Annotated in this window: 12 protein-coding genes; all 12 read right to left on the bottom strand. The window is 34.9% G+C overall.

The window, feature by feature from the left end:
* Positions 1 to 31: 31 nt before the first annotated feature.
* Complete coding sequence (locus AP058_RS08220) at positions 32 to 1,192, bottom strand: hypothetical protein (RefSeq protein WP_066309061.1); 1,161 nt, start codon at positions 1,190 to 1,192, stop codon at positions 32 to 34.
* Positions 1,192 to 2,184 (bottom strand): DUF2157 domain-containing protein, encoded by a 993-nt coding sequence (locus tag AP058_RS08215; protein ID WP_066309060.1) that lies wholly within the window; start codon positions 2,182 to 2,184, stop codon positions 1,192 to 1,194. The genes AP058_RS08220 and AP058_RS08215 overlap by 1 nt, the downstream gene beginning before the upstream one ends.
* 116 nt (positions 2,185 to 2,300) lie before the next feature.
* A complete protein-coding gene (gene argH, locus AP058_RS08210; protein ID WP_066309057.1) occupies positions 2,301 to 3,581 on the bottom strand; it encodes an argininosuccinate lyase in 1,281 nt (426 codons plus the stop codon).
* A 182-nt stretch (positions 3,582 to 3,763) separates the two neighbouring features.
* A complete protein-coding gene (locus tag AP058_RS08205; protein ID WP_066309053.1) occupies positions 3,764 to 4,834 on the bottom strand; it encodes a M20 family metallo-hydrolase in 1,071 nt (356 codons plus the stop codon).
* 46 nt (positions 4,835 to 4,880) lie between these two features.
* Positions 4,881 to 5,657, bottom strand: coding sequence for an acetylglutamate kinase (gene argB / locus AP058_RS08200; protein WP_066309051.1), 777 nt, complete (start codon positions 5,655 to 5,657; stop codon positions 4,881 to 4,883).
* 101 nt (positions 5,658 to 5,758) lie between these two features.
* Complete coding sequence (locus tag AP058_RS08195) at positions 5,759 to 6,706, bottom strand: N-acetylornithine carbamoyltransferase (protein WP_066309048.1); 948 nt, start codon at positions 6,704 to 6,706, stop codon at positions 5,759 to 5,761.
* A gap of 2 nt (positions 6,707 to 6,708) precedes the next feature.
* Positions 6,709 to 7,470 carry a glutamate 5-kinase gene (gene proB, locus AP058_RS08190; protein WP_066309582.1) on the bottom strand — a complete coding sequence of 254 codons (762 nt, stop codon included), beginning with the start codon at positions 7,468 to 7,470 and terminating at the stop codon, positions 6,709 to 6,711.
* 116 nt (positions 7,471 to 7,586) lie between these two features.
* Positions 7,587 to 8,783 carry a glutamate-5-semialdehyde dehydrogenase gene (locus AP058_RS08185; protein ID WP_066309046.1) on the bottom strand — a complete coding sequence of 399 codons (1,197 nt, stop codon included), beginning with the start codon at positions 8,781 to 8,783 and terminating at the stop codon, positions 7,587 to 7,589.
* A gap of 275 nt (positions 8,784 to 9,058) precedes the next feature.
* Positions 9,059 to 10,195 carry an aspartate aminotransferase family protein gene (locus AP058_RS08180; protein WP_066309042.1) on the bottom strand — a complete coding sequence of 379 codons (1,137 nt, stop codon included), beginning with the start codon at positions 10,193 to 10,195 and terminating at the stop codon, positions 9,059 to 9,061.
* A gap of 117 nt (positions 10,196 to 10,312) precedes the next feature.
* The gene (gene argC / locus AP058_RS08175; protein WP_066309040.1) at positions 10,313 to 11,290 is read right to left on the bottom strand and encodes an N-acetyl-gamma-glutamyl-phosphate reductase; all 978 of its coding nucleotides are present in this window, start codon (positions 11,288 to 11,290) and stop codon (positions 10,313 to 10,315) included.
* A 106-nt stretch (positions 11,291 to 11,396) separates the two neighbouring features.
* The gene (locus AP058_RS08170; protein ID WP_066309036.1) at positions 11,397 to 12,590 is read right to left on the bottom strand and encodes an argininosuccinate synthase; all 1,194 of its coding nucleotides are present in this window, start codon (positions 12,588 to 12,590) and stop codon (positions 11,397 to 11,399) included.
* A gap of 69 nt (positions 12,591 to 12,659) precedes the next feature.
* Entirely contained in the window at positions 12,660 to 13,301 is a 642-nt protein-coding gene (locus AP058_RS08165) for a GNAT family N-acetyltransferase (RefSeq protein ID WP_066309033.1), read from the bottom strand.
* Between the last annotated feature and the right edge of the window lie 196 nt (positions 13,302 to 13,497).

The raw sequence follows: 13,497 nt of genomic DNA, 5'->3' as shown, positions 1-13,497 counted from the left end.
AAACCTCATTAATGGTTTGGGTATTATTTTTTTAAAAGCTTCCTCCAGCTCCTCCTCCACTAAAATCTCCACCTCCAAATTCCATCGAAGATTCTGAAGATACTTCTGGTCTCATTCCAAAAGTCGAAGCTACAATTAATGCTTCTGCATTTAGGAATTGATTTGAATTAGTAATTCTATCTGGTTTAAAGGTAATTCCTATGTCATTATGTTTTAATTTTTTTATCGCAAAGAAAGCAATTCCAAACAATACTAATCCTGCGATCGTTAATTCAATCTCTCCTGATAGAGCAGAGAAATAAATCTCAAAAGAATACATAGAAAATGCAACTGCTAAAAAACTAATCCACAGCATAATTTTGTCTTTCGTTTTTAGTGCTTGAATTAAATATAAAATTGGAACGATTATCGTAAAGCAGTAAAAAAATAAAGCAAAGGGAATATCTGTACTGGAAAGAATTTCATTTTCTAGCAGTACTACAGAAAGTTCTCTAACTACAAAATAATTACACGAAAGATAAAATAGAATTAAACAGAAAGTATTGGCAAGTAAAATCCCTTCGCGATAATATTGTTTTACTAAATTACCTTTTAATTTTTTTGTCCAGAAATAAAAGCCTGCTGAAAACAAAAGTGAAACAAAAGGTAAAATGCTCTTTCCTATTGTTCCGAACTCCAACATTGCCAAAAATAGAAAGACGGAAAGCGCCACGCAAAAAATAAGCATGGACAGTATGTGTAAGTATCTGATATACATTAAAATAGCGACAGCTGCCACAACAATAGCAGTAAGTAAATCAGATTCAAATACTTCACTAATGGCCACGCCTAAAGCCAATTGAGATCCCAGTAGAAAAGCTTCTTCTAAACCATGTTTAAAATAATTTTGAGCATAGAGAAATTCAGCACCTACAACTCCGATAATAGCATATAAATACAGAAAGACTTCCCAATTATTATCAATTCCTGAAATTCCAAGAAGTGAAAATGCCCCGCATATTGACACATATAATAATAGACCCAACAAAACGAAACCCAAACGAACAAGAATATTAGTATTTGTCTTAGGCGTGTCCAACTCTTTTTTAATGTATTCTATTTGTTCCTTGCCAATAAAACCAGCATTTTGCAATGACTTTGCTTCCTCGACCAAAATAAGGTTTTCTAGTTTAGTACTATTTATTGCTTGCATTAGTTTTTAAGTTTATTAAATTTTTTAATCAATTTGATAAAAATTACGATGGAGGTTACAAAATAAAAAGGCAAGAGTACAATTAGCAATTCCCAGATATCATCAAAATCAATTATAGTAAAGAGTTGTGCAATGACCAAATTTAAGCCTATGTAGGCATAAATTATTGTAAAAACATACAATGAAATTGATTTGATTTCGTAACTAATTTTATAAAAATAAAAGCAGGCTACGCCAAGTATTATCAAGAAAAGCAACCAAATAGCAGAGTTAAAGTGCACCAAATTAGTAATGGATACAAGACCAATAAGATGTAATGCAAAAGTAAAAAAGATCAATGAAAAATGCGTTTTTAAAATAGTTCGTTTACTGTAGATTGTCCAAGCTATAAGAGCAATCCCAAGAGCAATTGCAGAAAAACTTAAACCCTCAGTCGCGTAAAATTCTTCGCTTAAGAGTGCACGGGGCGTGACCGTCAATCCAATGTAGGCTGCAAGACCAGTAATTGCTATACTTAAAACACTTTTGTTGTCAAAATAGTAAGCAGAAAAGAAACAAATTATTGTGGGTATTAGCGTTGCTAAGCCATAAAGTGTGCCGAAAGCATTGTACTGAAATTGTAGGTATCCAATAAAGGTGCAGGTTAAAATATTTGCGCCCAATACAACATAATCTAAAACTGGATTTTCGAATTGGGTTTCTGCACGACTAAAACCATTTGAGTTTTTAAAACTAAAATAAAAGCAAACTGCGATCGTAATCACTAATAGAGATAATATCGCAACGTGACCAATAGTATCAATGTTGTTATAAATTAAAATTCCAACACCAGAGGTAAATAGTAAAACAGACAGATAAAGCGCCAGTTTTAGTTCTGCATGCAATGAGAAAATACCAAGACCACGGTATTCCTTTATTTGATTGAACTGGTTTTCTGTAATGAAATTTTTTTCAAAAAGTTTTAAAGTAGATTTTTCTTCAAATGATGACATACATTTTTTCTGCAAGATAGTAATTTCAACTATATGTAATTAACATGATTTTTCTGTTTTTGGTTTTAATATTAGGTCAAAAAAAATGCGCTATGATCAATAGCGCATTTTATATTTTAATAAGAAGATTTCATCTTCGCTCTGATCTCTGTCAAACAAAGATTGTTGATGCTTCCTTCGTGCGTATGCTTTGTTGCTTTTGGTGATTCGTATGTACCACTTTCCAGCTGCTCAGCAACGGCCTTGTATGCATCTCTAAAAGGCATTCCGGCAACTACCATTTCGTTTAACGTATCAACAGTAAAAAGATAATCGTACTTTTTATCTTTGAGTATTCCTTCTTTAACTGTAATATCTTTGATTGAAAAAATTGCAATATCCAAGCAAGCTTTCAAGTTTTGAAGCGCTGGAAACAATCCTTCTTTCAATAACTGCAAGTCGCGGTGATAGCCACTTGGAAGGTTATTGGTGATTAGCGTAATTTCATAAGGTAATGCCTGAATCTTGTTGCATTTTCCGCGAATTAACTCAAATACATCAGGATTCTTTTTGTGTGGCATGATGCTCGAACCGGTCGTTAAATGCGCAGGTAAACCAATGAAACCAAAGTTTTGACTCATGTACAAACAAACGTCCATAGAAAATTTAGACAAAGTAGCTGCTACGCTGCTCATGGCGAAAGCAACTGTTTTCTCTGCCTTTCCACGACTCATTTGAGCCGCAACAACATTGTATTTCATAGTTTCAAAACCCAATTCTTGCGTGGTAAGAGTTCTATTGATTGGAAAAGAACTGCCATAACCTGCAGCAGAACCCAACGGATTTTGATCTACAATTTTTAACGCAGCATTCAACATCGTTACATCATCAATTAAACTTTCGGCGTAAGCTGAAAACCACATTCCAAAGGACGATGGCATTGCAATTTGCAAATGCGTATACCCTGGTAACAAAACATTTTGATGCTTTTCGGCCGATTCCATCATCAGATCAAACAACGTTTTTACTTGCTCCTTAATGGCTTTTAATTCGTCTTTTAAATACAAATGCACATCGACTAAAACTTGGTCGTTGCGAGAACGCGCGGTATGAATTTTTTTTCCAGCATCGCCCAACTTAACAGTTAACAAATATTCAATTTTAGAATGAACGTCTTCGAAAGAATCTTCGATTTCAAAGTTTCCTTTTTCGACATCGGCAATAATTTCATTTAAAGCAGCTACTAACGAACTGGTTTCTTCGGAAGTTAAAAGTCCGATTTGGCCTAACATTTTGGCATGCGCAATAGAACCCAAAGCATCATATTTGGCCAAAACCAAATCTAAATCTCTATCATTTCCAACTGTAAATTGCTCAATTTTTTTGTCGGTTGGTATTCCTTTTTCCCAAAGTTTCATAATTATTATTTTTTGTTTCGCAAAGAGGCTCAGAGATTGCTCAGAGATTTGCGAAGTTTCTTATTTAAGAAAAACTTGATTTAAAATTTAAGTCCCTAGCCCCGATAGCAGCGGCATCCTTTGCTTGCCTTCTCTAGGCAAGTAAAGATATAGCGAATAGCGGGAAATAGCTCCTAATCATTCTAAAGCTTAAAAAAATCGGTTAAGATCTTAATGTATAAATCTATTCCTTCTTCGATTTCATTCAAAAATATAAACTCATCTGCAGAATGTGATCGCAAAGTTTCGCCTGGTCCTAATTTAAGCGATTGACAGCTCAAAACCGACTGATCTGAAAGCGTTGGCGAACCATAAGTGGTTCTTCCGAGCGCAATACCCGCTTGTACCAACCCGTGATTTACGGGAATTGAAGACGCGTTTAGCTGCATGGAACGTGGCGTAACCTCAGCATTTATATTGTTCTTTACAACTTCTAGAATTTCAGTATTAGAATAGCAATCGTTGACACGAATATCGACCACCAAATCACATTCTGACGGTACAACATTGTGCTGTTTTCCGGCATTTATTTGAGTAACAGTCATTTTTACGGGACCCAATTGTTCTGAAATTTTATCGTATTTGAAAGTCTTGAACCAATCGATGATTTGCATGGTGTTGTAAATGCAATTGTCGTCATTTTGATGCGCTGCATGACTGGCAGTACCTTTTATTTTGACATCTAAAACCAGTAAACCTTTTTCGGCAACTGCCAATTGCATCAAAGTTGGCTCACCAACAATGGCACAATCTAGTGTTGGTAAATGTTGTAAAACGCTATTTAAGCCATTTTTGCCACTACTCTCCTCTTCTGCCGATGCTACCACAACCAAATTGTGTGATAAATTATCATTTTCGTAGAAATATACGAAAGTCGCCAATAGCGAAACCAAGCAACCGCCGGCGTCATTGCTGCCTAAACCAAATAATTTCCCGTCTTGGACAATGGCTTTAAATGGGTCATTGGTGTAAGCTTGATTGGGTCTTACGGTATCGTGATGTGAATTTAATAATAAGGTTGGTTTGCTCTTGTCGAAAAACTTATTGAAAGCCCAAACGTTGTTTTTTTCTCTTTTAAACGGAATTTGATTTTGTATAAACCAACTTTCTATTAAAAGTGCCGTTTGGTCTTCTTCGCTTGAAAATGAAGGCGTTTCTATTAATTTTTTTAGTAAAGCGATGGCTTCCTGCGTCAATAGTTCTATGGTTTTCATATAACTGTTTTAAGATTTTTGTTTCAAATAATATAATTTAAAACGGTTAGAGGGTAATTAATGTATGCACGATTTGATCGTTTTTTAACATTTGATGGTGCCCTATTTTTATTTGTTGCACCCCTTTTGACAAACTATTGAAACAGTTGTCTAACTTAGGAATCATGCCCGAATGAATTACTTTTTCGGCCTTGAGTTGTGCGTATAATTTGGAGTTAATTTGTGGAATTACCGAATCATCATCTTCTGAATCGGACAGAACGCCTTGTTTTTCGAAGCAATAATTTAAAGTTACTTCGTAAACTTCAGACAATGCAATTGCGAGTTCGCTTGCAATGGTATCGGCGTTTGTGTTTAACAATTGTCCGTTTTTGTCGTGCGTAATGGCACAAAATACGGGAACAATTTTATGAGATAGTAAAGTTTGTAATAAGTTGGTATTTACCGCTTTTACGTCGCCGACATAACCGTAGTCGATAGTAGGATGGTTTCTCTTGGTTGACTGAATCAAATTTCCATCTGCACCCGAAAAGCCAATTGCATTATTGTCTTTAGCTTGTAATTGTGCCACGATATTTTTATTAATTTGACCTGCATAAATCATGACAACAACATCTAACATTGGGGCATCAGTAACGCGACGGCCTTCGATCATATTTGGCACTAAACCAATACTTTCGGCCATTTTTGTAGCAGATTTTCCACCGCCGTGAACCAGAACTTTATTGCCTTCTATTTTTGAAAAATCAGTAAGGAATTGCTCTAATTCGGCTGCATTGTCAATAATATTACCTCCTATTTTTATTACGGTAACTTTTTCCATTTATTTTTAGATTCAAAGGAACAAAGCAATAAAGCAGCAGCGGTTTTATTCAAGACTTCTAAGCCTTTTTTCTCTGAAACTTTATGGCTTTGCAACGCTAATTACATTTTCTTCAATATCTTTTGCAACACCAATTGCGCAGAATAGGTTCTGTTATTGGCTTGCTGAATTACCACGGAATTTTCGCTGTCGATCACCTCATCAGCTACAATTACATTACGGCGAACAGGCAAACAGTGCATGAATTTTCCGTTGTTCGTCAACGCCATTTTTTCGGCAGTGACTGTCCAATTTGGATCCATGTTGGTTACAGAACCGTACTCGTTGTAATTACTCCAATTCTTAACATATACAAAATCAGCATTTTCAAAGGCTTTGTTTTGGTCGTACTCGATTTTGGAATCTTTAGTTATCTCTGGGTTTAATTCGTAACCCTCGGGATGGGTAATTACAAAATCCATTTTTTCTTGCTTTTGCATCATTTCAACAAAAGAATTGGCAACAGCCTGAGGCAAAGCCCTTGGATGTGGCGCCCAAGACAAAACTACTTTCGGCCTGTGCGGGGTTTTAAATTCTTCCATTGTTATGGCATCTGCCAAAGACTGCAGTGGATGTCCCACAGCGCTTTCCATGTTTACAATTGGCACTGTAGCAAATTTTGCAAATCCGCTCAAAACCATTTCGGCATTGTCTTTCTCTTTGTCAATCAAACCCGCAAAAGATCTTATGGCGATAATGTCACAGAACTGAGAAACTACCTCTGCAGCTTCGCGAATGTGCTCCGACGCACCTTGATTCATGATGGTTCCGTCTTCGAATTCTAATGTCCAACCTTCGTTGGTAAAATTCATTATCATGACGTTCATGCCTAAGTTCATCGCAGCCTTTTGCGTACTCAATCGCGTTCGCAAACTTGGATTAAAAAACAACATCCCTAAGGTTTTGTTTTTACCAAGTTTTTTATTTTTAAGTGGATTGCTTTTTATCTTCAAGGCACTTTTTACCCATTTTTCTAATGAGTCGATGTTTTGAATAGAAATATAGTTCATCGTTATACTATTTTTGTAAAAGGGATTTTGTTTTCTAATGCTTGTAAAATAAAGTTGTCGTTTAAACCATTGACAACCCATGTTTCTATATGTGCCGCTTTGGCAATAGCTGCTGCTTCAATTTTTGATTGCATTCCTCCTGTTCCGTGAGATGATTTTGAATCACCTACTTCGTTGGCTAAGCTAGTTAAGTCTTCCACTATTAAAATAGTTTCTGGTACTTCATTGTTTATAGAAGCTTTAGTGTAAATTCCATTAGTATTCGTTGCAATTATTAAAATATCAACTTTTAATAATACGGCGGCCAATGCGGCTAATTTGTCATTATCACCAAACTGAATCTCATCGGTTGCAACCGTATCATTTTCGTTGATAATCGGAATATAATTGTTCTCTACCAGAACATTTATAGTATTGACAATATTGACTTTGGACTGCTCCTTTTCAAAATCAGAATACGAAAGTAAGCATTGTGAAGTCAACAGTCCTAAATCGCTGAAGTTTTCGTGAAAAATTCGCATTAAGTGTGGTTGACCAATGGAGGCTAAAGCTTGTTTTACAACAATTTCTTTGCCTTTACTTTCGAGTTTTACAAACTGTTTTGCTGCTGCAATGGCGCCAGAACTTACGATTATAAATTCATAATCATCGCTTAATGCAGCAATTTGTACACCAATATCTTCAACCTTACCTCTGGATATATGATTGGTTTCTTTGGTTAAAGTATTACTTCCAATCTTTAATAGTATTCTTTTTTTAGCCATTTCTATTAGATTTAAAGATTTAAGCATTTTAAGATTTAAAATTTTAATGTGTAAAATTGTATAATCCTTTTTCTCTAATCTTTCAATTCTTAAACTTTTTAATCTTGCAATTAATTTTATCGAATCTGTCCATCGCCATAAATGTACCATTTATTAGTCACCAAGTGTTGCAAACCAATTGGTCCACGCTGGTGCAATTTATCCGTACTTATGGCTAATTCGCCACCTAAACCAAACTGTCCGCCATCGGTAAAACGAGTAGAAGCGTTGTGATAAACTGAAGAGGCATCTACGTTTTCCATAAAGTGCTGGGCTGAAGCCTCACTTTTGGTAATGATTGATGCCGAATGTCCACCGCAATATTTATTGATTTTCGAAATCGCTTCCGGATTTCCGTCTACCGTCCCAATTACAATTTTATAATCTAAGAACTCTTCATACCAAATTAAATCACTTTCAATCCCTTTAACTCCAGTTGCTCTTGCAATGGATTCATCACCTAAAACTGTAACATCAAATAATTGTAATTCAGTCACCAGTTGTTTCGCGAAAACTTCCCAATTCGGTACATTAGTGTCAATTAATACTTTGTCTAAAGCATTGCAAACAGATATATTTGATGTTTTACCATTAATTATAATGGCCAATGCTTTTTCTAAATCTGCATCTGCATTGACATACACAAAATTATTTCCTCGACCGCTAACGATTACTGGACAGGTTGCGTGTTTTTTGGTAAATTCAATTAATTTTTCACCACCGCGAGGTACAATTAAATCTACCTTTTGCGTTGGATTTTCTAAAAATTCTTGCGTTTGCGCTCTGTCGTAATTCAAGTATTCTACCCATTCTGTAGAGATGCCAGTAGTCTTTAGCGCTTCATGCCAAAGACTAACAATCTTTTGATTTGATAAAATAGATTCCTTTCCGCCTTTTAATAAAATTTTATTTCCCGACTTAAATGCAATTCCACCAGCTTCAACAGTTACGTCTGGTCTAGATTCATATATAATTAAAATTGTTCCAAATGCAGCCGTTTTATTGCTGATTTTCATTCCGTTTTCGTGCGTAAAATTAAAACGAACTTGACCAACAGGATCTTCTTGACTTGCCAATTGTTGCAATGAAAGTATCATGCCGTCAACTTTGGCATCATCTACTAATAAACGTTTTTCCATCGCTAAATCATCTCCAGAATAATTGGCTAAATCTTGCTGATTGATACTTTTTAAAACAGTTCTTTCTTGCTCTAACAAAGCTGCCATTTTAATTAAAACCGCATTTCTTTTTTCAATTGGAAGTATTGTATTCATTGTTTTTTAGTTAATTAATTTTGGGCGTGTCCCGCCGAAAAAGGCGGGCCGGGCTATTCGTTCCCGCTTTTTTATAATTAGCAAAAAATGCTAATTATAAAAAGAGCTCCACTGCTATCCCTCACGCAAACGAATCGTTGTCGAAAAAGGACGTTGATTATTTATTTAATTAGTGCAAAATGTGTTTAGATCCGCATAAAATCATACTAACTCATTTTACAGATTTTATTTTTAAACCTTTGTCAAATTTAAATTTTTGACAAATATTTATTGTATTATTTCAACTCAGCCAGTGACTCCTGCAACGCCGAGATAAATGTATCAATAGCTTCCGTAGTAATAGTCAAGGGAGGCAGAATTCTCAATAAATTTTTATTGTTCGCGCCACCTGTAAAAATATGTTTTTCGATAATCATCTTCTTTCTCAAAGCACTCACGTCAAAGTCAAATTCAACACCAAGCATCAATCCTCTTCCTTTTACTTTAATGATTTCTGGAACTACTTTAATCGCTTCCACAAAATACTCTGAAACTTTAAGGACGTTTTTGATCAAATTTTGTTCTGCCATCACATCCAAAACTGCAATTCCCGCAGCGCATGCCAAATGACTTCCACCAAAAGTAGTTCCTAACAAACCATAACTTGCTTCAAATTTTGGAGAAATCAGAACGCCTCCGATCGGAAAACCATTCCCCATTCCTTTCGCAGTGGTTACAATATCAGGATTGATTCCGTGGTGTTGAAATGCAAAAAACTTTCCGCTTCTTCCATAACCCGATTGTACTTCATCTAAAATCAAGACCACCTCATTGGTTTTACAAACTTTTTCTAATGCCTGAAAAAACTCGGTTGTTCCTTGGTCTAAACCACCAACACCTTGAATTGGCTCGATAATCACACAACAGACATCTCCTTTTTTTAACTCTGCTTCTACCAAGTCAATTTGATTCAATGGTAAAAAAGTAACTACTTGCTGTGCATTAATTGGCGCAACTATTTTCTTATTATCTGTTACTGCAACTGCTGCCGAAGTTCTTCCGTGGAAAGAATTTTCAAAAGCAATAACTCTTGATTTTCCAGTATGAAAAGAAGCGACTTTCAATGCATTTTCATTCGCCTCTGCACCAGAACTGCACAGAAATAAACTGAAATCCGTCAAGCCTGAAGCTTTTCCTAATTTTTCAGCCAATTCTACTTGCAATGGATTTTGGATCGCATTCGAGTAGAAACTCAAATTATCTAGTTGTTCTTTTACTTTTGCAACATAATAAGGTTGTGTATGTCCGATAGAAATTACGCCGTGTCCGGAGTATAAATCTAAATATTCAATTCCTTTATCATCTGTAATCGTGCAATCTAGCGCTTTTACAGGCGTAATAGGATATAATGGGTAAACGTCGAATAAGTTCATATTTTATTTTTTTTGAGAATAGAAAAAAGAATAAAGAATAAAGACTGAGCAGTATAAAATGAGCCCTGATTTTTTAATCTATTTTCTTTATTCTATATTCTTTGCTCATTTTAATTTTTAGAATCCAGAAGGTTTCAAATGCAATCCTGTTGTTTCATCCAATCCAAACATTAAATTCATGTTTTGAACGGCTTGACCAGAAGCGCCTTTGCTTAAATTATCAATAATTGATGTAATTAAAACCCGGTTTCCTTTTTTCATTAAACTTATAATACACTTGTTCGTTTGCACTACTTGCTTCATGTTGATGTTTGTAGTTGTAACGGTTACAAATGGTTGGTCTTTATAAAATGCTTCGTATTTTTCAACTAAATCTTCTAAACTTTCTTCACTTTTTGTGTATAAAGTAGCAAAAATTCCTCTTGGAAAATCACCTCTATTTGGCACAAAAATTAATTCACTTGCATATGATTCTTGCAATTGATTGATACTTTGGTTGATTTCGCCCAAATGCTGGTGTTCAAAAGCTTTGTAATGTGAAAAATTGTTGTTTCTCCAACTGAAATGCGAGGTGGCGGATAGTCCAACTCCGGCTCCAGTGCTTCCTGTAGTTGCATTAATGTGTACATCTTCAGAAAGTAGATTGTCTTTTGCCAAAGGCAATAAAGCCAATTGAATTGCAGTTGCAAAACAACCTGGATTGGCGATATAATTTGCGTTTTTAATGGCCTCTTTATTCAATTCGGGCAAACCGTAAACAAAAGATTTTCCTTCGAATTCTTTGTCTTTTGTCAAACGAAAATCATTACCTAAATCGATAATTTTGGTGGCATCAGAAAACTTATTGCTTTCTAAAAACGAAATAGACTTGCCATGTCCTAAGCACAAGAAAAGCACATCTACATTTGGATTGATTGTATTGGTAAAATTCATTTCAATGTCGCCCATCAAATCCTGATGCGCAACAGTTAAAGGTTTTCCTGCATTTGTGGTGCTGTAAACAAAATCTAATTTGGCATTCGGATGAAACATCAAAATTCTAATTAACTCTCCTGCTGTATAGCCTGAACCACCAATTATTCCAATATTAATCATAATGTTTTTTTTTAGTCCAAAGTCATAAGTCTAAAGTCATAAAGTTTGTAGAGGTGTATTAAGATCTCATTCGACTGTATGACTTTCGATTTTGCGACTTCATTATTTATTCGTAAGTTTCATTGTTTACTGATGAAAATATGTTTTGTGCGTTTCCAAGAATTTTAATAAATCCTTTTGCATCATCAGATGTCCAAGCATTGTTCATTTCTCCGTATTGACCAAAGCTATTTGTCATCAAATCGTTTTCAGATTCAATTCCGTCTAGTGAAAAGTGATACGGTTTCAAGGATACAGTTACTGTTCCGTTTACCGTTTTCTGCGTATCTTCTAAGAAAGCTTCTATGTTTCTCATTACCGGGTCTAAAAATTGACCTTCATGAAACAACATTCCGTACCAGTTTCCTAGTTGTTCTTTCCAGTATTGTTGCCATTTACCCAGAGTATGCTTTTCTAATAAATGGTGTGCTTTGATAATAATCAAAGGTGCTGCGGCTTCAAAACCAACTCTACCTTTAATACCGATAATGGTATCACCAACGTGCGTATCTCTACCAATAGCGAAAGCATTTGCTAATTTTTCTAAAACTACAATGTTGTTTGAAGGTTTGTCGCTCTTTCCATTAACAGCAACCAACTCTCCTTTTTTAAACTCTAAAGTTACTTTTTCTTCGCCCTCTTTTATCAACTGAGAAGGATAAGCTTCGTTTGGTAAAGGTTTTCCAGAAGTTAATGTTTCTTTTCCACCAACACTAGTACCCCAAAGTCCTTTGTTTATAGAATATTGCGCTTTTTCCCAAGAATAATGAACGCCGTTTTTAGACAAATAGTCTACCTCTTCTTGTCTCGATAATTTCAAATCGCGAATTGGTGTGATGATTTCAATTTCTGGCGCAATGGTGTGAAAAATTAAATCAAAACGAATTTGATCATTTCCTGCTCCAGTACTACCGTGAGCAATTGCTGTTGCTCCAACTGATTTTGCATATTTAATGGCCTCAATAGCTTGAAAAACGCGCTCAGCACTAACTGATAATGGATAAGTATTGTTTTTTAAGACATTACCATAAATTAAGTATTTGATCGCTTTGTCGTAATATTTATCTACAATAGTAAGATTAGCATGCTTGGCACTACCCAATTCATATGCCCTATCTTCAATTTCTTTTAGTTCAGCATCGTCAAAACCTCCTGTATTAATTAAGACCGTGTGAACTTCATATCCTTGTTCATTTTTTAAATATTTAAGGCAATATGAGGTATCTAAACCTCCACTATAAGCTAATACTACTTTTTTCATTCTATATAATTTAAGGCTACGTTAAAAAGTGTAGCACGTTTTAAAATTTATTTTTATACTATTCAATTACTACGAAAAAAAACTAAAAGACAATATTTTATTCAAAAATAAAGCTTGTTTTATCTGTTTCAATCTTCGCAAAATTGCTTCATTAAATGGATGTCTTGGTGGTTCTTTTGGTTTTTCATTTGGATCATAAAGCATTCCAGTACACAAACACATTTTGTAATCTTTACTTTTTAAAATTTCAAAATTTGTACAAGTTTGACAACCCGCCCAAAATGTCGGATCGGTTGTAAGTTCTGAATACGGAACTGGCTTGTATCCTAAATCTGAATTGATTTTCATAACTGCCAAGCCCGTTGTGATTCCAAATACCTTTGCTCCAGGATATTTTTTTAACGAATATTCAAATACCTTCGTTTTAATTTTTTTCGCTAGTCCTAATTTTCTAAAATCTGGGTGCACAATTAAACCAGAATGTGCTACGAACTTGCCATGCTCCCAGCTTTCGATATAACAAAAACCAGCAAATTTTTCTCCATTTAAAGCAATTACGGCGTCGCCATTAGCCATTTTCTTTTGTATGTATTCAGGAGTACGCTTAGCAATCCCTGTACCTCTCAACAAAGCAGACGATTCTATGGTATCGCATATTTCTTGTGCGTATGTATAATGTTCTTCTTGTGTAACAACAATAGAGATCTTCATTTCAATAGTTGAAGTTAAAGGTTAAAAAATTTAAAAAATATTTATGAGAAATTCCGAAGACAAAACCAATAGAAACGAAAAATTTAAACACAAAGTATTCTAGACCAAAAAGTTGACTTTTTGATTTTAAAAAACAAATGATGCTTTTGGGATACGTTAATCCAGAGAATAACTGAGGGAATTTCAAAATGAAAAT

Source organism: Flavobacterium sp. TAB 87 (assembly GCF_001529295.1).
Classification (GTDB): domain Bacteria; phylum Bacteroidota; class Bacteroidia; order Flavobacteriales; family Flavobacteriaceae; genus Flavobacterium.
Note: the sequence above shows the minus strand (reverse complement) of the source record. Positions and strands in the feature narration are given on the sequence as shown.